Source organism: Pradoshia sp. TA40_28, from assembly GCF_059694525.1.
Genome location: NZ_JCATZO010000003.1, coordinates 158273 through 177175, shown reverse-complemented (window position 1 = coordinate 177175; position 18903 = coordinate 158273). Strand labels below are relative to the sequence as shown.

Sequence of the window (18903 nt, the reverse complement as noted above, 5' to 3'; positions counted from 1 at the left end):
TAGTATATATTGTAAGATATATAGAACGTTTGGACTATTATACTAAATGCTTTTAGGAGGAAAATTAAAATGAAATTATTCAAAAAGCACGTGAAGAACGAAAAAGGCTTTACGCTTGTTGAGCTTTTAGCAGTTGTTGTCATCCTTGGAATTATTGCTGCGATTGCCATCCCAGCGATTGGAACGATTATGAAAAACAGTGAGAAGGATGCGCATGTGGTAAATGCAAAGCAAGCGGCCAATGCAATGAGAATGTATGTGGCGGAGAATGGAAATGCAGATTCTGTACCTGCTACCTTTGACCAGCTTGAAAAAGGCGGTTATTTAGAGAATTTACTTGATCCAAGTAACAAATCAGTAACATATGATAAAGCCAAATCTACTGTAACTTATACCAAAAAAACTGGTACGGAAGCTCCTAAGTATATTGTTGTATTAAAATCAGCTGCCGACCATAGTTATATCAAAGCTGCTTCTGCAGGAAAAGTCGCAGGTGAACTTGAAAGAGGAGATATTACATTACCATAATGTTTACTCTCTATCTCTTAATCTTCCTCACCGGCCTCATCTTTGGTTCATTTTATAATGTGGTAGGATTGAGGATTCCAGCGAAAGAATCGATTGTGGCTCCAAGGTCGGCTTGTCCGACCTGCGGTCATACCTTGAGACCGTTAGAGCTCATCCCAGTAGTTTCATATGTGTTTCAAGGGGGGAAATGCCGTGAGTGTAAAGCAGGCATTTCTCCTATTTATCCGATTATGGAACTGACAACAGCCTGCTTATTCTTGGCAGCTCCGATGCTGCTTGGCTGGACTATTGAATTGTTTGCGGCATGGGCACTTATTTCCCTGCTGGTCATCATTTTTATATCAGATTTGAAATACATGCTTATACCGAACAAAATTCTGCTGTTTTTTACAGTTGTTTTTTTGTTTATCCGGATATTTATACCGTTGGACCCATGGTGGGACGGTTTAGTAGGGGCAATCGCTGGATTTGGAATCCCGCTATTGATCGCTGTGGTCAGCAAAGGTGGCATGGGTGGCGGAGATATAAAATTATTCTCTTTGATTGGTTTTGTTATGGGCATAAAGGGAGTTATTCTTGCCTTTCTATTCTCGGCCTTTTTTGGGGCAATATTTGGTGTGATTGGCATGCTGCTCGGTCTTGTGAAACGCAGTAAGCCGATTCCATTTGGCCCGTTTATCGTCATTGGCACGCTGGTGGCCTACTTTTTTGGGGAGTCCCTGTTAGACTGGTATATACAATTTTTATGATTGGATAGAAGGGAGAAGTTATGATGGCTTTAACTTTATTTTCAGGCAGCAATCGGGTTGTGAACCTGGTGTTAAAAGACCATGTGATTCGTTATGTAGAACTTAAGCAGCTAGACCCACCGATTGTCCACAAATGCGGTGAGCATTTTTTACCTGCCGGTGTTATAAAGGATGGCATTATTACTGATTTTGACCTTCTTAAGGATATTTTGAGTGATTGTGTTGCCAAATGGAAAATACATAAGCGTCAGGTACGATTTTTAGTGCCGGACTCCCGCTTGGTTATACGTAAGGTTTCCATTCCTAAGGATATTAAAGAGGATGAAATAAGAGGGTATCTGTATTTAGAAATGGGAACGAGCATTCATCTCCCATTTGAAGAGCCTGTCTTTGATATCGTTCTATTTAATGAGACAGAGGAAAAAAAGGAAATCCTCCTCTTTGCAGCGCAAGAAGAGGTAGTATCTGAGTACGCGGCTTTACTTGAAAAATCCCAGCTTTACCCTATAGAAGCAGATATATCTCCATTGTCGTTGTACAGACTGTTTTACCATGCAGGAGAAAGTGAATCAGACGACCATCTTTTATTAATTGAATTTAATCTTCAAACCGTTAATTCCAGTATTTTTATAAATGATAAGCCGATATTTATGAAAAATATCCCTATTACGGGGACGAGTGGTGAATGGGAACCTTCACGTGTAGAAGCAGAGAAAGAAATCATGGCATTCAGGGGAGACACGGAAGATTATATGCAATTGTTAGAGGATACGTATACAGAGATTGATCGTGTTTTGAGCTTTTATCAGTATTCATTGAGTCTGGAGCAGCATAAAGTTACTAAAATAGTTATAACAGGCGATCACCCATTTCTGGATGAAGTGATCTCTGACATAAAAAAGAGATATGAACAAACTGTGGTGACTATTCCAAAGGGATATTTACAATCCAACAAGGAACCTGAATTGCCGGAGCCCTTTTATTTAGCAGGGGGATTGGCTCTTAAAGGAGTGAGATGATGCTTGTAGAAATTAACTTACTGCCAAAAAAAGAGCGCAAAAGCCTGGGGGTCATCTTAATTATTCTAACAGCAGTCTTTGCTGGAATTCTTTGCGGAATTCTCTATTTTTGGCAATATCAAACTAATCAAAGCCAATTGAATGCGTTGGATCAAGAATATGAAATGACCGCTCAAACCATTGAAATGGAACAACAGAAGGTAGTATCTCAGGAAAACAGCAATTCTGTAACATTATTAACTGAAAAGGTTAATTGGGCAAATCAATACCCCACCAAAACGGTACCGCTTTTAAGGCATTTAATTGGATTCTTACCGGCACGCGGATTTATCGAATCTTTTTCATATGCAGAGAATGGGTCGATTAAAATTGAGGTAAGGTTTGATAAGGCTGAAGAAGCTGCCTATTATCTGAAGGAACTATCATCAACTAGTGTCATTAGTAATGCGATGGTCAACTCACTTGAAGCAGCACCAGTGGAAGAAGAGGCAGAAGAAAGTGAAGATGGTAACACAGATCAACTAAACTATGATCCTCGATATATTGGGACGTTTGAGCTTACTCTTAATTTACTGGAAGTAAAAAAATTGAAGGCTGACGGTAACCTGCCCTCTGAAGAAGAGGTGAAGTCTGAATGAGTTGGCGATTAAGTAAAATACAAGTATTTTTATTGGTTGGAGTATGTACCGCCATTCTATTACTATTTACAGGTTTATATAATCTGCAGATTGCTCCTATGAAATCTAGCGTTGAAACAAAGAAGACCGAATTGGAGCTGCAGCAAACTGTATTAGATTCTTTATCTGCAAAGATGAACCATTCAGCTGGAACAACCTATCAATCAACGATGGAGTTGCAAAAAAAACTACCGGTCAAACCCTTGGGTGATCAATTAATCCTTGATTTAGAAAAAGCAGAAGTTATTTCTGCTAGTTTGATCTTAAAAATGGAAGTAAAAGAGGAAGACCTTACAGCAGAAGAAGAAACAGAGTCTGCTCAAACAGCTGATGCCACCGGAGAACCCGATACAGCTGACTCAGCAAATCCAGAAGAAGAAATGACAGAAGCTCCATTACCTTTGCCGCAAGGTGTTAAAAAGTTAGCAGTTAAGGTGACAGTTCAGGCGGATACCTATACCGAAATTGAATCATTTATTGAGACAATGGAATCCTCCAAAAGAATAATAAAAGTAGACAGCATAGATTTTGTAGGTACTGAAGAAGTAACATCCATCGAACAGAACATGGAGCCCCTTGTATATACATTAGGCCTATCTGCTTTTTATTCTCCGGATTTGATAGATCTGCAAAAACATTTGCCTGATATGGAGACACCGCTTCCGGCAGATAAAAATAATCCGTTAAGTATTGCTCCAGATGTTTATGAAGATACAAAAATAGACAATGAGTAATTTAATAGAAAACAATCAGGTCGTGACATAAATGGTAAATAAAAAGAACGGCAAATGGCAATCAAGCGAGAATGGGGCTACATTAATTGAGTTGCTGGCGGTTATTGTCATTCTGGGGATCATAGCAGCTGTTACTGTCCTGGTGATTGGGAATGTCATCCAAAAGGCAAGAACTCAGGCATTTGTTTCCAATGCGTATATCATGCGCAATGCCGGTACAGTCTATTACAAAAATAAAGAATTCCATAAGGAACCTGTTAACGAGATCGTAACGTATACGGAACTCGTACTCTCTGGGTTTTTGGATGTTATTATAGATCCAGATACTGGTGAAAAATGGGGGTTGGAAAGTTCTGCTGATTCTTATGTAGCCTTTAAAGATGGAAAAGCCGTATCTATTTGTTTAATGGGCATTGAACGTAAATTGTGCGGAGAAAAGCAAGATGACGCTTACCTGCCTTTGCCTATCGCTGACATAAAAGAAGAAAATGTAGAGGATAGGGATAACTAGAAATTTGGCGAAACCTTTTTGGACAAGACGACAAGAGTCTTGTTCTTTTTTTTTGACGGAATGATAAGATGAACAAAAAACGCGGAGGCAATGGAATGGATAAGCCAACCCGGGAACGAACGATTATAGTAAACGTAAATGGCGAAAAAAAAGAATATAAATGGATTCCAAGTGAAGATCCAGATATATTGGATGTCTTTGAGGAAATCGCCAGCACTGTTGAAGAGGAGCAACAGCCGCCTCTTTGGATAGTGCCCGATGATAAATCGATTGAAAAAAAAGAGCCAAAATCAAAGTCCTCAAAAAAACCGGCTTTTATTAAGTATGTTCAACTGAATAAATTACGTGTACTGGCAACAGGGATCCCTGTCCTGATTGCTCTTATTACAGGAACATTTTTTGGCGTTGTCGTTTTAAAAATTGTGTTGTTTGGAGGGGAAGAGGAGACCGTAAAAATACAGGAATCTATTCCAGCGGTCGGTTCAAAAACAGTGCCGCAGGGCCAACAAAAAATAAATAAAGATTTAAATGCCTTTGTCGTACAGGGAGGGGTATATTCAAGTAAACAGGCAGCTGAACAACGCGCCACCCTTATTGAAAATGACGGGATTCCAACCATCATTTTTGAACAGGAGGATAAATACTTCATTTATATAGGAGCAGCTTCTACTCTAGAAGAGACGAAACAGCTGGCTCTCTTATATAAAGAAGGAGGCGTCGAAACGTATTGGAAAGAAATACATTTTCAAGGAGAAACAAAAAAATCCTATTCTGGTAAAGAAGCGGAAATCATCCGAAATATGATTGATAATACGAGTCTTTATACTAAATTAGTATCAGGCGCACTTTTACATAATGAAACAAGTGGAAAGGTTGCTATTAAATCAATTAAAATCGAAAATATTCCGAAAGAACTACAAAATTTGCATAATTTAAGTGAAAGTATGAATAAAACATGGTCTTCCTATCAATCTAACCCTGAGGAATCAACCTTAATGCAGCTTCAAAAATGTATTCTTCAATTTCATAATGAATGGTATAAGCTCTAATGTATTTTCCGGGAAATAATTAAGACATTTCGTACGCTAAAAAGTGCCTGATAAAAAAGGCACTCTTTTTTATTTGCTTTTAAAGTAATCCGGAATTGAGAATGGTGTCGTATTCTGTTAGGATGAATATGTATCTCCCTATCTATACAAATTCTTATGGCAGGTGGCGAAATGGATTTAATCTTAGCTTCTTCTTCCCCAAGAAGAAAAGAATTACTTGGAATGCTGAATATACCTTTTCAGGTGAAAGTAAGTTACGCAGATGAAACCTATCAGGATGGAATGGAACCACACGAAATAGTGATGGAATTGGCACGCATAAAATCAACTGTTGTCGCTGAAACTAACCGTGATTCCGTAGTGATAGGCGCAGATACTATTGTAGTTATGGATGGTGATATCCTGGGCAAACCGAAGAATAAAGAAGAAGCCATTTCCACGCTGACTCGACTATCCGGTAATGTCCATCAAGTTTATACAGGAGTCGCCTTATTAAGAGGTCAAGATTCTATCTTGTTTTATGAGAAAACAGATGTAGAGTTCTGGCCGCTAAAAAAAGAAGAAATCGAACAATATGTATTGACCGGAGAACCGTTTGATAAAGCGGGATCCTACGGTATACAGGGATTTGGTTCCTTGCTGGTGAAGAGAATAGAAGGTGATTACTTCACAGTTGTAGGGCTCCCGGTTTCCAGACTTAAGAGGGAACTTGAAAAATTAATGCATCCTTAAGAAACAACCTCACTCCGTCAGTGGAATGGAGGATATGGATGGATACAACGCAAATTATGATAAGAGACTATCCAAAGGATGACCGCCCAAGAGAGCGATTTATCCAATTTGGACCAGAAAGTTTGTCAAACCAAGAGTTACTGGCACTGCTTTTAAGAACTGGAACAAAAGAAGATTCCGTCATGAATCTTGCCAATCAGCTGTTAGCTAAGTTTGGCGGTTTACGGCTTTTGAAAGAATCCAGCATAGAAGAAATGACCAGCATTAAAGGTATTGGGGAAGCAAAGGCTGTGCAGCTTGCTGCAGCAATGGAATTAGGCAGAAGAATTAACAATTTGACGAATGAAGAGCGTTATGTGATTCGTTCGCCGGAGGACTGTGCTAATTATTGTATGAATGATATGCGTTTTTTATCGCAGGAACATTTTGTTTGTATTTATTTGAATACGAAAAACCAAATACTCCATAAACAGACCGTCTTTATCGGCAGTTTAAACGCCTCTATTGTCCATCCCCGTGAAGTCTTCAAAGAAGCTCTCCGCAGATCTGCAGCATCTATTATATGTCTGCATAACCACCCATCAGGAGACCCCACTCCAAGTCGTGAAGATATTGAAGTAACAAAACGTCTGGCTGAATGCGGAAAAATTATGGGAATAGAACTTTTGGATCATTTGGTAATCGGAGAGAAAAAATATGTAAGTCTTAAAGAAAAAGGATATTTATAATACTAGGAATTCAAATGAGGATAAGCTATAATATTACGTATGCTTTTTATAGAATTGTTTTTCATCATATTGCCGAAAGAAATTGACTTTTTGACATGAAAAAGAAAAATAAAAAATTCGTACCTAATATGGAATATGTTTCAGAAAGGGAGATATTAAAAGATGCTGGGAAATAGAGATTTAGGAATTGATTTAGGAACTGCCAATACACTTGTATATGTAAAAGGAAAAGGCATCGTAGTCCGTGAGCCTTCAGTTGTTGCCTTTCAAACGGATACAAAATCGATTGTTGCTGTAGGAAATGATGCAAAAAACATGATCGGTCGTACACCTGGTAACGTAGTGGCGCTTCGCCCTATGAAAGATGGCGTTATTGCTGATTATGATACAACTGCAACGATGATGAAGTATTATATGAAACAAGCATTAAAGAATCAAGGCTTGTTTGCACGTAAACCATATGTAATGGTATGCGTTCCATCCGGAATTACAGCTGTTGAAGAGAGAGCTGTTGTTGATGCAACAAGACAAGCTGGTGCACGTGATGCTTATACGATTGAAGAACCATTTGCAGCTGCAATTGGGGCAAACCTACCTGTTTGGGAACCTACAGGCAGCATGGTTGTTGATATCGGTGGCGGTACAACGGAAGTAGCTATCATTTCTCTGGGCGGTATTGTGACTAGCCAATCTATTCGCATCGCAGGGGACGAGATGGACGAAGCGATTATTAACTTTATCCGTAAGAATTACAATCTGATGATCGGAGACAGAACTTCTGAAGCTATTAAGCTTGAAATTGGTTCTGCTGGAGAGCCGGAAGGTATTGAGAACATGGAGATTCGTGGCCGTGACTTATTAACAGGTCTTCCGAAAACGATTGAAATCACGCCGGATGAAATTGCAAAGGCTTTACATGATACGGTTTATTCGATTGTCGATGCAGTTAAAAACACACTTGAAAAAACTCCGCCGGAACTTGCTGCTGATATCATGGATCGCGGTATTGTATTAACAGGTGGTGGAGCATTATTACGTAACTTAGATAAAGTAATTAGTGAAGAAACGAAAATGCCTGTTCTTATTGCTGAAAATCCATTGGATTGTGTAGCAATCGGTACTGGTAAGGCTCTTGATCATATTCATCTGTTCAAGTCAAAAGTTAAAGATTCAAGATAAAAATAGAACGCACAAATCCTGAAAGAGGATAATAATGACAGAGGAGCAAGGAAATGCCGCAATTTTTCTTAAACAAAAAATTGATTATCTTGCTGATTAGCATCATCTTTCTGGTGGCTTTGATTGGGTTCTCACTTCGGGAAAGGGATGATTTGAGCTGGCCTGAACAGTTTATGAAGGATTCAGCCGGCTTGGTTCAAACTGTATTCCATAAGCCCGCTTCTGCTGTAGCGGGCTTTTTTGAGAATCTATCTGATTTAAGGAATACATATGAAGAAAATAAGAATCTTAAATCACGCCTGGAAGAGTATGTGAAGCTTGAAACAGAAATATATGATTTGAAAAAAGAAAATGAAGAATTAAGTAATATACTGAAGAAAAAAGAAGATTTAAGTGATCATACTGTCGCTCACGCTACTGTCATTGGCAGAGGCCCGGAAAGATGGCATGAAACATTAACTGTCAGCAAAGGCAGTGTAAATGGCATTAAGAAAAACATGGCTGTTATCACCGCGGAAGGATTAATCGGAAAAGTCAAAAGTGTTTCTCAATTTACCTCTACGGTACAATTGATGACTGCTCTTGATCCGCAAAATCGTATTTCTGCTAAAGTACAGGGCAAAACGCCATCTTATGGCTTTATTCAGGGATATGACGAAGATAAGCAAGCCTTATTATTAACAGGGCTTCACTATGATGCTAAAATTAAAAAAGGTGAGAATGTTACAACATCCGGACTTGGCGGTGTTTTCCCAGAAGGATTAGTTATAGGGAAAGTAGAGGAAGTCATCATTGATCAATATGGATTGACACAAACCGCCTTGGTTAAGCCAGCAGCGAATTTCTATGATCTAAATAATGTAATGATTGTCAAACGTACAATGACTACTGTAGAAACAGATAGCAATGAGGGGGATGACCTGTGATAAGGTTCAAAATCTTCCTTTTAGCTGTTCTTGTTTTTATATCCGAGGGGATTTTTGTTGAAATCTTTTCGGCGAAATTATATACAACACCCTTCGTATTGGTACCGAGGTTTATTGTCATCTTTTTAGTCTTTTTAAGTGTTTATGGAAAGAGGAACCTCGGAATCCTGTATGCTTTTGTAATGGGTATCTTCTATGATGTCGTATATACAGAAGTGCTGGGTGTATATTTGTTCACTTTGCCGTTAGTAGTGTACTTATCAAGTCAATTGATGAAAGTACTGCAGCATAATCTAGGAATTGTCTCATCTGTATGTTTGCTTGCTATATCTGTTTTAGAAATTATCGTCTATGAGGTAAATACCTTAATTGGTTATACTTCGTTGACGTTCATTGAATTTGCACGTATGAGATTGCTGCCTACCCTAATTTTGAATCTGATCTTCCTAATCCTCCTTGCTTATGTATTAGCGAAATGGGTTAAGAAATGGACTGTTGAAGAAGATATTTAAACGGGAATGATTCTTTTAAAAAAAGGATTTGTCAGCGCTCATGTCGAATTAAATTGCATTGAGGTGAGCACGACGTCATGGGAAAGAAAAATGTTCAGCATGTTATGATCAAAGGAAGTAAACAAGGTTTAACGATTGTTATTGATGATCATTCATCCCTTTCTGATGCACTAAAAGATCTGGATGAAAAATTGTCTATTCATAATTCAACGATTGAGCCAACATCGAGTATTCATGTTACGATACATACCGGTAATCGATATTTGTCGGATGAACAAGCGAAAGTGCTTGTGGATTTAGTAGAAAAAAAGGGATATATGATTGTAAAAAACGTTCAATCGAATGTTATTCTACTTGAAGAATCCAAGAGGTTGGCTGAAGAAGTCGCTGTGACAAAAGTAGTGAAAATGGTCCGATCGGGTCAAATTATGGAAGTAAAGGGTGACTTGCTCTTAATTGGAGATGTGAATCCTGGAGCGACTGTTAGAGCCGGCGGTAATATATTCATTATGGGAACACTGCGAGGGAAGGCTCAGGCAGGTATATATGGGAATAAGGAATGCGTCGTATCTGCATCTGTATTCAGGCCATCCCAAATCGTTATTGGAGATGTTTTATATAACTCTTTTGATTATAATGAGCATGATGACCACAAAATGGAATGTGCTTATTTAAATCAATCTGGTGAGATGATTTTTGATAGATTACAAGTTTTATGTAAAGTGAGACCTAATTTATCCTTTTTTGAGGAGGGCGTATAGCCATGGGAGAGGCCATAGTAATAACATCCGGTAAAGGTGGAGTAGGGAAAACAACTACTTCAGCCAATGTTGGAACTGCCTTAGCGTTAATGGGGAAAAGAGTCTGTCTGGTTGATACAGATATTGGGTTGAGAAATCTGGATGTGGTAATGGGTCTTGAAAATCGTATTATTTACGATTTGGTAGATGTAATTGACGGAAGATGTAAAATCCATCAAGCACTCGTGAAAGATAAACGTTTTGATGACCGTCTATATTTAATGCCTGCAGCACAGACAGCGGATAAAACTTCAGTTAATCCAAAGCAGGTTAAACAATTAATTGATACTCTAAAGCAGGATTTCGATTATATTATAATTGATTGTCCGGCCGGTATAGAACAAGGGTATAAGAATGCAGTAGCCGGTGCTGACAAGGCGATTGTTGTAACGACACCGGAAACCTCAGCTGTCCGAGATGCAGATCGGATTATTGGTTTATTGGAGAAAGAACCTAATGTTGAATCTCCAAAATTGGTTATAAATCGTATTCGTAACCATATGCTAAAAATGGGCGATATGCTTGATATTGATGAAATAACAACTCATCTATCTATCGATTTAATTGGAATAGTAGTAGATGACGATGATGTGATAAAAGGATCGAACCAGGGAGAGCCAATTGTGTTTGATCCAAATAATAGAGCATCTATTGCCTATCGAGACATTGCCCGTCGTATCCTGGGTGAGTCTATACCGCTTAAACCGCTTGAAGATGAAAAAACAGGAATGTTTACGCGTATAAAAAAATTATTTGGTGTTAAGTAATATCGGGAAGGATCTCTAATCATTTTAGAGATCCTTTTTTTGTGTGTTTAATAGCATAGCTTGGTCCAATCCTACATATCTTTTAGAAAAGAGCTGTATGGAGAGGTGAAATGATGGGCAGCCGAAATAGCTCAGATGTCCGCAAACGTATTGCAGAGAGAAGGAAAAACCGGGAAAGAATGATTACGGTTAATAAGAATGAACGACCTTCCTGGCCCGAAGTGGAAGATGAAAAAGAATGGGGAGCTGAAAATGTCTTTGTATACGAAGAGGGAATCCATCAACATACAAAACCGCCTTTTATAAACAAAGATTGGATATTATTTCGTATACTCGCCTCTGTTTGTCTGGTTTTATGTATGGCCATTATCTATCGGACATCCGCTCCGTGGACAGAGACAGCGAAAATCGCTCTGGAAAAGGCTTATCAACAGGAATTTCAATTTGCTACAGTATCTAACTGGTTTGAGGATACCATTGGTAAACCATTTGCTTTCTTGCCGGAAGATTCGCTTAATGGGTCTGATAACTCCGCTTCTGATAATCGTTTTGCAACACCGGCTACAGGCACAATTATGCAGGGCTTTGTCAAGGATGGACAGGGGGTCTTAATTAAGACATCTAATAGTGCCTCCGTTGATACCATTAAAGAGGGGGTTGTCATATATGCCGGGGAAAAGGAGACACACGGAAAAACGGTCATTGTCCAGCATCCAGATAAAAGTGAATCATGGTATGCTCGCCTCCAAGAAATAAATGTGAGTCTTTACGAGGAGATTAAGAAGGGTGCCAAGGTAGGGAGAGTATCACCGTCAGATGAGCCGGATAAGGGGGAGTTTTACTTTGCATTAAAAGCTAATGGAAAGTTTATTGACCCTAATGAGGTGATTTCATTTGAATAACATCTGGCCTGTGCTGATGAAAATACGTATACATCCTCTGACATGGGCTTTACTTGCTTTAGGTGTGCTAACAGCAAGATTTACTGAATTGCTTTTAATGTTTATGGTTGTGTTATGTCATGAGCTGGGTCATGCATTTGCAGCGCAGCTATTTGGTTGGAGAATAAAATCTGTTACACTTTTGCCTTTTGGAGGAGAGTTGGAGACGGATGAACATGGAAACCGTCCCTGGCAGGAGGAATTGATTGTATTAGCCGCTGGTCCCGTGCAGCATATATGGATTCTGGGAATCACCTATATTTTCTATGTAAATGGTTTTATTTCTGAATATATGTATACGAGTTTAATTCTTTTTAATTTCATTGTTTTATTTGTAAATTTGGCTCCCATTTGGCCTCTTGATGGAGGAAAAGCATTGTTTGTTTTATTAAGCAAGCGCTTGCCTTTTTTGCATGCACACCGCCTGATTATTATGATATCCGGGGTAAGTCTGCTCTTTGCTTTGATTGGATTACTCGCTGTTAATCCACTTAATGTGAATTGGTGGATGGTCTTTGGTTTTCTTATCTTTTCACTTTGGAAGGAGTGGAAACACCGCCAATTTGTTTTTATGCGATTTTTAATGGAAAGGCATTACGGACATAATCTGGATATTCGAGGGATATCGCGTTTGGAAGCCGAAAAGGATATGTTGATTTACAAAATACTGGAGGATTTTCGCAGGGACAATAAGCATATTATTATTGTGAAACACAAGGATGAAGAAGTAGGGAAACTTGATGAATCAGAATTATTGCATGCTTGTTTTACCACAAAACTTGCTCATCGGCCCATCGGAGAACTATTGTATCCTTATTGACGCTCTTCTCATGACTCGTTAAAGTAAGATTAATGAGCAAATGAGAGGATTTTTCTTATGAATAAAATAGTGCTGGATTATAAAGGGGCGGAGCGACGTCTCAGTTTATTACAAACTGATAAACTAATGAGAATTCATATTGAGAGAGAAGGGCAGGGACCTTTTGCAGGTAATATTTATAATGGAATCGTTCGTGAAGTAGTACCGGGTATGAATGCTGCCTTTGTTGATATTGGATTTGAGAAAAATGCTTATCTGCCATTTGAAGAGACGCCGCAATATCATATGGATCGTCAAGCGAAAGTGTTTGTGAAGCAAGGTGAAAAGCTGCTTGTACGTATTCTTCGAGATCCGGAGGGGACGAAAGGAGCTAAGATAAGTGCCTTAATTGAAATTTCTTCTCCGGAAATGGTTTACATAAAGGGAGAGCATTTTGTGCGCACTTCTAAAAAGGCGGATAAGAAGACTGTCCAGAAGTGGAAGCAGATAACAGCCAAGCATCTGCAGAGAGATGAAGGGGTCATTATACGAACCAAATTTCTTGATGTGGATGAAGCGGAATTTGTTGCCAAACTTACTGGATTGCGTGAACGGTATGAGCAATTACAGAAAACTGCATCTAAAAGTAAAGCGCCGGCGCTCATAAGTAATCAGAACCGCATCCTGAGCTTAGTGGGAGGCTGGTCAAATGATTCAAACGGGGAATTATGGACGAACTCCACAGAAGGTATGCAGCTCGCTCGCACTGTTCTGCCCGAAAACTGGGAACTGCATTTTCACAAAGATAAAATAGATTTGTTTGATTCACTGGGCATTGCCGGAGAAATGGAAAAGGCCGTTAAGAAAGTGGTTTGGCTTTCAAATGGCTCCTATCTACTCTTTGAAAAAACAGAAGCTATGCATGTCATCGATGTGAATACCGGCAAGTTTATCGGAAAGCATGATCTGAATAAAACCATTCTTGATACGAACATACTAGCGGCCATAGAAATCGGAAGACAAATCATTCTGCGCAATTTATCCGGAATTATCGTGATTGATTTTATTAACATGAAATCAATGGCCGATCGAAATCAAGTGACGGCGGTTATGGAAGATGCTTTAAAGGACGATCCGTTACGTTCTGTAGTCATTGGGTTTACAGAGCTCGGGCTTATGCAAATCACACGTAAAAAAGAAGGACCGGACTTATATGAATTGATGCTAGAGGACTGTTTGGAGTGCAGAGGAACGGGTTTAATACAAAATCGCATGGGAGCCATATATGAACTGGAGCGTCAGTTAGAAACGGTAAAATACAGTATGGATGATTCTGTATGGATTGTAGCTGCTCCCTCTTTATACACCTATCTTTCTGTCCATGTCCACGAGTTAAAGGAGCATATCTTATCGTATAGTAAAAATATTTTGGTGACAGAAGGCAGCGTGACAGGGGCCAATCTATTTGAAATTCGGGCTTTAGGTAATCAGGAGGATCTTGAAAATCGCATTAAACGAACAGAGGAACAGAATAAAACAAAACCCGTTATCGCTCTATTAATAAATCATGATTGACAATGTTTGTCTGATTATGATAGAATTTTTATGTTATGTTTGTAGCACCGCATGCTACAACCGCTCATGCCAGGTAGTAAGTCCTATTATGGCGCCTGTCGTTGGCGAGTCTTAGACAATTAAGGAGGTGCAGGTATGTACGCAATTATCGAAACTGGTGGAAAGCAAGTGAAAGTAGAAGAAGGTCAAACTATCTACGTTGAGAAAGTAAACGTTGAAGAAGGTGGCGTCGTTACTTTCGATAAAGTTCTTTTTGTAGGTGGAGAAGATGTGAAAGTTGGAAGCCCTGTTGTTGAAGGCGCTACTGTAACAGGTAAAGTTGAAAAACACGGCAAACAAAAGAAAATCATCGTTTTCAAATACAAAGCGAAAAAGAACAACCGTAAAAAACAAGGTCACCGTCAGCCTTACACAAAAGTAACAATCGAAAAGATTAGCTTCTAAGGCGACGCGTATGATTAAAGTGAAGGTAGTGCGAACTGGTGAACGAATAGCTTCGTTCAGTATATCAGGACACGCCGATTTTGCACAAAAGGGTCAGGATATCGTTTGTGCGGGGGTATCTGCAGTAGCCTTTGGTTCTGTGAATGCCGTGATGAGCTTGACTGCTGTTGAGCCGATCATTAAACAAGCAGGTAAAGATGGCGGATTCCTTGAAGTCCGTTTTCCGGAAACGGAGAGCGATGACAAGGTTCAATTACTGCTTGAAGGCATGCTTGTTTCCTTACAAACGATTGAACGTGACTATGGTAAATACATGAAAATTATTATTAGCTAACAGGAGGTGGAATACATGTTAAGATTGGATCTTCAGTTCTTCGCTTCCAAAAAGGGAGTAGGTTCCACAAAGAACGGTCGTGACTCCATTTCTAAACGTCTTGGCGCTAAACGTGCTGATGGACAATTCGTAAGTGGTGGTTCTATCCTTTACCGTCAACGTGGTACTAAAATCTATCCAGGTTTGAATGTTGGCCGTGGCGGAGATGACACTCTTTTCGCTAAAATTGATGGAGTTGTTAAATTTGAGCGTTTGGGTCGTGACAAGAAACAAGTCAGCGTATACCCAGTAGCACAAGAAGCATAATAAAGTAACAGTCAAAAGAAGCTCTAACCTTGTTGGTTGGAGTTTTCTTTTTTAGATATGAGTTTTTTGGTTGAAGCCATTATACTCCCGTATTTACCCCAAAGTTATTTACTGACGCGCGAATAAATTCCTCTCCTGAGATTTCGTTAAATTTGTTATACTGTAAAAGATGACTTGCGAATCATTCAGGACCTCATTATTCCAATCCGACAGGAGAATGTATGAAGATGGAAACAAAATGGACGACTGTAGAATTACTGAGGCATGTACGTCATGATTGGCTAAATAAAATACAGCTGATCAAAGGAAATATGGCATTAGGTAAAATGGATAGAGTTTCGGGTCTTGTGGATGAAATAATTATAGAAGCACAGCAGGAAGCGAAAATTTCAAATCTAAATATGCCATTGCTGGCTGAACTATTGTTAACAGGTAATTGGCTTCATTACACGTTTGATATTACATATGAGATGGTGGACGATCTAAAAGGTTATCCGGAATATGATGAATTAATAACTAACTGGATGAAGACTCTTTTCAATGAAGTGAATCAGCGAATGGATACATTTGATATTCTTCATTTAACGATACTAATCAGCAAGACAGACGAAGCTGCATTAAAGTTTGGTTTTGATTTTCAGGGACAGGTAAACAATAAAGAAGAGTTGATAAATAGTTTACAGGTGACAGAACCTTTAAATATATCTGGTATTACAGAGGATATTAATTCTTTTTATTTTGAAATCACGGTAAGATAACAAACAAAGAGTTGTAAAAGCAGAAAGTAGGTGTTACCACCATGTTTGTGGATCAGGTCAAGATTTACGTTAAAGGTGGAGATGGCGGCAATGGAATGGTCGCTTTCCGTAGAGAAAAGTATGTACCTAAAGGCGGTCCTGCTGGCGGAGACGGCGGTCATGGAGCGAACGTTGTTTTTGAAGTAGAAGAAGGACTGCGTACATTAATGGATTTCCGATATAAAAGGCATTTTAAAGCTCCTCGTGGGGAACATGGGATGTCTAAGAATCAGCATGGTAAGAATTCACCTGACATGATCGTAAAAGTTCCTCCAGGTACAGTTGTTTCAGATGCTAATACAGGAGAAATCATTGCCGATTTAACTGAACACGGTCAACGTGCCGTTATTGCAAAAGGCGGACGTGGCGGACGTGGAAATTCTCGTTTTGCTACACCAGCTAACCCAGCTCCAGAATTATCTGAGAAGGGCGAACCGGGTATAGAGCGTGATATTATCATGGAACTGAAGTTATTGGCAGATGTAGGTTTGGTTGGTTTCCCAAGTGTAGGAAAATCAACATTGCTATCTTCTGTGTCAGCTGCAAAACCGAAGATTGCCGAGTATCATTTCACCACAATTGTTCCTAATCTGGGTGTTGTGGAAACAGGTGATGGTCGTAGCTTTGTTATGGCAGATTTACCTGGACTTATCGAAGGAGCACACGCTGGGGTTGGGCTTGGGCATCAATTCCTGCGCCATATAGAGCGGACACGCGTAATCGTCCATGTTATTGATATGTCAGGTCAAGAAGGCCGCGATCCTTATGAAGATTATGTAACTATTAACAAAGAGCTTGAAGAGTATAATTTACGCTTAACAGAAAGGCCTCAAATTATCGCAGCAAGCAAAATGGACATGCCAGATTCTGAAGAGAATCTAAAAGCTTTCAAAGAACAGCTGAAAGACGATGTTCCAGTTTTTCCGATTTCTTCTGTTACTCACGAAGGCTTGCGTGAATTGTTATTTGCCGTTGCTGATAAGATTGAAGAGACTCCTGAATTCCCGCTTGAGCATGAAGAAGAAACAGGTGGTATCCATCGTGTCCTTTATAAACACGAGGCTGAAAAAGAAGAATTCTTTATTACGAGAGAACCGGATGGCACTTTTGTCGTAACTGGTGATAAGCTGGAAAAACTGTTCAAGATGACAGATTTCAGCCGTGATGAATCCGTTAATCGTTTTGCCCGTCAATTAAGAGCAATGGGTGTAGATGATGCACTCAGAAAACGCGGTGCAGAAGATGGAGATATTGTTCGTTTAATGGAATATGAATTTGAATTTGTCGATTAAACATAAAGCTTAGGATGGTTTCAAAGAGGGTGAACTTGCTTGCATAATAACGCTGATAAGAAATTTTTTTTAGTCCGGGAAGATGTGTTGCCTGAGGCAATGCAGAAAACCCTGCAGGCTAAAGAGATGATAGAAAGAGGAAGAGCCGTTTCTGTTTGGGATGCTGTTAAAAGCGTTGATTTGAGCAGAAGTGCATTTTATAAATATAGAGATACGGTTTTTCCATTTCATTCTGTTGTAAAAGAAAAAATTATTACGCTATTTTTCCATTTGGAAGACAGATCAGGCACGCTTTCTGAATTACTCGGTATCGTTGCATCCTCAGGATGCAACGTGCTGACCATCCATCAGACTATCCCGATTCAGGGACGTGCAAATGTAACCTTGTCGTTAAATACTGGTGAGATGCATATGGAAATGAATGAATTCATTAACCGTTTAAAAAGACTGGATTTCGTGGATAAGGTTGAAATTTTAGGTTCCGGAGCCTGAATGAGTAGATTTAACAAAGTAATATACATAGACAGATAGACAGAGAGGCTAAAAAGCAGGGGGAGAACGTTATGCACGTAAGAGTTGCCTATCTAGGGCCAAAAGCAACATTCTGTGATTTAGCAGCATCAAAACTATTTCCAGATGGACAAAGGCAGGCTTTTATGACAATACCTGAATGCATAGACGCAGTGGAAAACAATCTGGCTGATTATGCTGTTGTTCCATTGGAGAATGCATTGGAAGGATCAGTCAACATCACGCTTGATTATTTAATTCATGAAGTGCGCATTCCCATTGTCGGAGAGTTTTTAGCTCCTATCCGTCAGCATATGATGGTTCACCCTACCTATGTCAATGAGTTAAATAGAGTGGAGCGGATTATTTCGCATAGCCACGCGATTGCTCAATGCCATAAATATCTTCATGGAGATATGAAAGGTGTACGCTGTGAAAATGTAACCTCCACTGCTGCAGCTGCACGCTATATTCAGGAGCATCCGGAGGAACTGACTGCGGCAATTGCAAATGAAATGGCAGCTGAAGAATATGGTCTATCGATTGTTAAGTGGGATATTCATGACTATTCTCATAATCAAACACGGTTTGTTATTCTTGGACATAAGCCATTACCGGATAACCTGGTTACGATTCAAAAAAAAGGGGAAAAAACGACGATTATGGTGTTGTTGCCAGCAGACCATGCCGGCGCTTTACACCAAGTGTTATCGGCTTTTTCCTGGAGGAAGCTGAATCTTTCCAAAATAGAGTCCAGACCATTAAAAACCGGTCTAGGCAATTATTTCTTTATCATAGATGTCGATCAGAAGCTGGATGATATTCTGCTGCCAGGTGCCATTGCTGAAATGGAAGCCTTAGGCTGTAAAGTGAAAGTTATGGGCAGTTATTATAGTTTTTGATAGGCCTTCATTTATATGAAATAAGGACCCCTGCTACATATTAGCAGGGGTCCTTAACGTATAGGTTTTTCTTAAATTTGCCTGTGTTTTAG

General features: G+C 39.4%; 24 protein-coding genes and 1 other annotated feature. All 24 genes read left to right on the top strand.

Annotation, left to right across the window (positions count from 1 at the left end; all coding sequences use genetic code 11):
- Nucleotides 1–69: 69 nt before the first annotated feature.
- The 24 genes from AC58NB_RS05020 to pheA all read left to right on the top strand — a co-directional run bounded on the left by AC58NB_RS05020 (nucleotide 70) and on the right by pheA (nucleotide 18811).
- Entirely contained in the window at nucleotides 70–528 is a 459-nt protein-coding gene (locus AC58NB_RS05020; protein WP_497425727.1) for a prepilin-type N-terminal cleavage/methylation domain-containing protein, read from the top strand.
- Nucleotides 528–1277 carry a prepilin peptidase gene (locus AC58NB_RS05015; protein ID WP_497425726.1) on the top strand — a complete coding sequence of 250 codons (750 nt, stop codon included), beginning with the start codon at nucleotides 528–530 and terminating at the stop codon, nucleotides 1275–1277. The genes AC58NB_RS05020 and AC58NB_RS05015 overlap by 1 nt, the downstream gene beginning before the upstream one ends.
- 23 nt (nucleotides 1278–1300) lie before the next feature.
- On the top strand, nucleotides 1301–2296 hold the full coding sequence (gene pilM / locus AC58NB_RS05010; protein WP_497425725.1) for a type IV pilus biogenesis protein PilM: 996 nt from the start codon (nucleotides 1301–1303) through the stop codon (nucleotides 2294–2296).
- Entirely contained in the window at nucleotides 2296–2934 is a 639-nt protein-coding gene (locus AC58NB_RS05005; RefSeq protein ID WP_497425724.1) for a hypothetical protein, read from the top strand. The genes pilM and AC58NB_RS05005 overlap by 1 nt, the downstream gene beginning before the upstream one ends.
- Nucleotides 2931–3707, top strand: coding sequence for a hypothetical protein (locus AC58NB_RS05000; protein WP_497425723.1), 777 nt, complete (start codon nucleotides 2931–2933; stop codon nucleotides 3705–3707). The genes AC58NB_RS05005 and AC58NB_RS05000 overlap by 4 nt, the downstream gene beginning before the upstream one ends.
- A gap of 31 nt (nucleotides 3708–3738) precedes the next feature.
- Entirely contained in the window at nucleotides 3739–4218 is a 480-nt protein-coding gene (locus AC58NB_RS04995) for a type II secretion system protein (protein ID WP_497425722.1), read from the top strand.
- 95 nt (nucleotides 4219–4313) lie between these two features.
- The gene (locus tag AC58NB_RS04990; protein ID WP_497425721.1) at nucleotides 4314–5267 is read left to right on the top strand and encodes a hypothetical protein; all 954 of its coding nucleotides are present in this window, start codon (nucleotides 4314–4316) and stop codon (nucleotides 5265–5267) included.
- 171 nt (nucleotides 5268–5438) lie between these two features.
- Nucleotides 5439–5999, top strand: a complete 561-nt coding sequence (locus tag AC58NB_RS04985; protein WP_497425720.1) for a Maf family protein — start codon at nucleotides 5439–5441, stop codon at nucleotides 5997–5999.
- Nucleotides 6000–6037: 38 nt separating this feature from the next.
- Nucleotides 6038–6727, top strand: a complete 690-nt coding sequence (radC, locus tag AC58NB_RS04980) for a RadC family protein (protein ID WP_497425719.1) — start codon at nucleotides 6038–6040, stop codon at nucleotides 6725–6727.
- 162 nt (nucleotides 6728–6889) lie between these two features.
- Nucleotides 6890–7906 (top strand): rod shape-determining protein, encoded by a 1017-nt coding sequence (locus AC58NB_RS04975; protein WP_497425718.1) that lies wholly within the window; start codon nucleotides 6890–6892, stop codon nucleotides 7904–7906.
- Between the two features lie 53 nt (nucleotides 7907–7959).
- Nucleotides 7960–8832 carry a rod shape-determining protein MreC gene (gene mreC, locus AC58NB_RS04970; RefSeq protein WP_497425717.1) on the top strand — a complete coding sequence of 291 codons (873 nt, stop codon included), beginning with the start codon at nucleotides 7960–7962 and terminating at the stop codon, nucleotides 8830–8832.
- The gene (gene mreD, locus AC58NB_RS04965) at nucleotides 8829–9344 is read left to right on the top strand and encodes a rod shape-determining protein MreD (protein ID WP_497425716.1); all 516 of its coding nucleotides are present in this window, start codon (nucleotides 8829–8831) and stop codon (nucleotides 9342–9344) included. The genes mreC and mreD overlap by 4 nt, the downstream gene beginning before the upstream one ends.
- Before the next feature lie 77 nt (nucleotides 9345–9421).
- On the top strand, nucleotides 9422–10105 hold the full coding sequence (minC, locus tag AC58NB_RS04960; protein WP_497425715.1) for a septum site-determining protein MinC: 684 nt from the start codon (nucleotides 9422–9424) through the stop codon (nucleotides 10103–10105).
- Nucleotides 10106–10107: 2 nt separating this feature from the next.
- Nucleotides 10108–10911 (top strand): septum site-determining protein MinD, encoded by an 804-nt coding sequence (gene minD / locus AC58NB_RS04955; protein ID WP_497425714.1) that lies wholly within the window; start codon nucleotides 10108–10110, stop codon nucleotides 10909–10911.
- Nucleotides 10912–11021: 110 nt separating this feature from the next.
- Nucleotides 11022–11813: a peptidoglycan DD-metalloendopeptidase family protein gene (locus tag AC58NB_RS04950; protein WP_497425713.1), complete on the top strand. Its 792-nt coding sequence runs from the start codon at nucleotides 11022–11024 to the stop codon at nucleotides 11811–11813.
- A gap of 16 nt (nucleotides 11814–11829) precedes the next feature.
- Complete coding sequence (locus tag AC58NB_RS04945; RefSeq protein WP_497425712.1) at nucleotides 11830–12672, top strand: M50 family metallopeptidase; 843 nt, start codon at nucleotides 11830–11832, stop codon at nucleotides 12670–12672.
- Between the two features lie 57 nt (nucleotides 12673–12729).
- Nucleotides 12730–14226, top strand: coding sequence for a ribonuclease E/G (locus tag AC58NB_RS04940; RefSeq protein ID WP_497425711.1), 1497 nt, complete (start codon nucleotides 12730–12732; stop codon nucleotides 14224–14226).
- A 48-nt stretch (nucleotides 14227–14274) separates the two neighbouring features.
- Nucleotides 14275–14348, top strand: a sequence feature (ribosomal protein L21 leader region).
- A 13-nt stretch (nucleotides 14349–14361) separates the two neighbouring features.
- Nucleotides 14362–14670 carry a 50S ribosomal protein L21 gene (gene rplU / locus AC58NB_RS04935; protein WP_497425710.1) on the top strand — a complete coding sequence of 103 codons (309 nt, stop codon included), beginning with the start codon at nucleotides 14362–14364 and terminating at the stop codon, nucleotides 14668–14670.
- 10 nt (nucleotides 14671–14680) lie between these two features.
- Nucleotides 14681–15004, top strand: coding sequence for a ribosomal-processing cysteine protease Prp (locus AC58NB_RS04930; protein ID WP_497425709.1), 324 nt, complete (start codon nucleotides 14681–14683; stop codon nucleotides 15002–15004).
- A 15-nt stretch (nucleotides 15005–15019) separates the two neighbouring features.
- Nucleotides 15020–15310, top strand: coding sequence for a 50S ribosomal protein L27 (rpmA, locus tag AC58NB_RS04925; protein WP_066105513.1), 291 nt, complete (start codon nucleotides 15020–15022; stop codon nucleotides 15308–15310).
- Nucleotides 15311–15537: 227 nt separating this feature from the next.
- Entirely contained in the window at nucleotides 15538–16068 is a 531-nt protein-coding gene (locus AC58NB_RS04920; RefSeq protein WP_497425708.1) for a Spo0B C-terminal domain-containing protein, read from the top strand.
- A 41-nt stretch (nucleotides 16069–16109) separates the two neighbouring features.
- Nucleotides 16110–17399, top strand: a complete 1290-nt coding sequence (gene obgE / locus AC58NB_RS04915; protein WP_497425707.1) for a GTPase ObgE — start codon at nucleotides 16110–16112, stop codon at nucleotides 17397–17399.
- A gap of 39 nt (nucleotides 17400–17438) precedes the next feature.
- Nucleotides 17439–17891, top strand: coding sequence for an ACT domain-containing protein (locus AC58NB_RS04910; protein ID WP_497425706.1), 453 nt, complete (start codon nucleotides 17439–17441; stop codon nucleotides 17889–17891).
- A gap of 71 nt (nucleotides 17892–17962) precedes the next feature.
- Nucleotides 17963–18811, top strand: a complete 849-nt coding sequence (pheA, locus tag AC58NB_RS04905; RefSeq protein WP_497425705.1) for a prephenate dehydratase — start codon at nucleotides 17963–17965, stop codon at nucleotides 18809–18811.
- The last annotated feature ends 92 nt before the right edge of the window (nucleotides 18812–18903 follow it).

Coding starts and splice junctions, on each gene's coding strand:
- AC58NB_RS04940 (WP_497425711.1), top strand. CDS start 12,730: ATGAATAAAATAGTGCTGGATTATAAAGGGGCGGAGCGACGTCTCAGT.
- rplU (WP_497425710.1), top strand. CDS start 14,362: ATGTACGCAATTATCGAAACTGGTGGAAAGCAAGTGAAAGTAGAAGAA.
- AC58NB_RS04985 (WP_497425720.1), top strand. CDS start 5,439: ATGGATTTAATCTTAGCTTCTTCTTCCCCAAGAAGAAAAGAATTACTT.
- AC58NB_RS04995 (WP_497425722.1), top strand. CDS start 3,739: ATGGTAAATAAAAAGAACGGCAAATGGCAATCAAGCGAGAATGGGGCT.
- pilM (WP_497425725.1), top strand. CDS start 1,301: ATGGCTTTAACTTTATTTTCAGGCAGCAATCGGGTTGTGAACCTGGTG.
- AC58NB_RS04950 (WP_497425713.1), top strand. CDS start 11,022: ATGATGGGCAGCCGAAATAGCTCAGATGTCCGCAAACGTATTGCAGAG.
- AC58NB_RS04975 (WP_497425718.1), top strand. CDS start 6,890: ATGCTGGGAAATAGAGATTTAGGAATTGATTTAGGAACTGCCAATACA.
- AC58NB_RS04920 (WP_497425708.1), top strand. CDS start 15,538: ATGGAAACAAAATGGACGACTGTAGAATTACTGAGGCATGTACGTCAT.
- AC58NB_RS05005 (WP_497425724.1), top strand. CDS start 2,296: ATGCTTGTAGAAATTAACTTACTGCCAAAAAAAGAGCGCAAAAGCCTG.
- rpmA (WP_066105513.1), top strand. CDS start 15,020: ATGTTAAGATTGGATCTTCAGTTCTTCGCTTCCAAAAAGGGAGTAGGT.
- radC (WP_497425719.1), top strand. CDS start 6,038: ATGGATACAACGCAAATTATGATAAGAGACTATCCAAAGGATGACCGC.
- mreC (WP_497425717.1), top strand. CDS start 7,960: ATGCCGCAATTTTTCTTAAACAAAAAATTGATTATCTTGCTGATTAGC.
- AC58NB_RS05015 (WP_497425726.1), top strand. CDS start 528: ATGTTTACTCTCTATCTCTTAATCTTCCTCACCGGCCTCATCTTTGGT.
- minC (WP_497425715.1), top strand. CDS start 9,422: ATGGGAAAGAAAAATGTTCAGCATGTTATGATCAAAGGAAGTAAACAA.
- AC58NB_RS05000 (WP_497425723.1), top strand. CDS start 2,931: ATGAGTTGGCGATTAAGTAAAATACAAGTATTTTTATTGGTTGGAGTA.
- obgE (WP_497425707.1), top strand. CDS start 16,110: ATGTTTGTGGATCAGGTCAAGATTTACGTTAAAGGTGGAGATGGCGGC.
- AC58NB_RS05020 (WP_497425727.1), top strand. CDS start 70: ATGAAATTATTCAAAAAGCACGTGAAGAACGAAAAAGGCTTTACGCTT.
- AC58NB_RS04930 (WP_497425709.1), top strand. CDS start 14,681: ATGATTAAAGTGAAGGTAGTGCGAACTGGTGAACGAATAGCTTCGTTC.
- pheA (WP_497425705.1), top strand. CDS start 17,963: ATGCACGTAAGAGTTGCCTATCTAGGGCCAAAAGCAACATTCTGTGAT.
- minD (WP_497425714.1), top strand. CDS start 10,108: ATGGGAGAGGCCATAGTAATAACATCCGGTAAAGGTGGAGTAGGGAAA.
- AC58NB_RS04990 (WP_497425721.1), top strand. CDS start 4,314: ATGGATAAGCCAACCCGGGAACGAACGATTATAGTAAACGTAAATGGC.
- AC58NB_RS04945 (WP_497425712.1), top strand. CDS start 11,830: ATGAAAATACGTATACATCCTCTGACATGGGCTTTACTTGCTTTAGGT.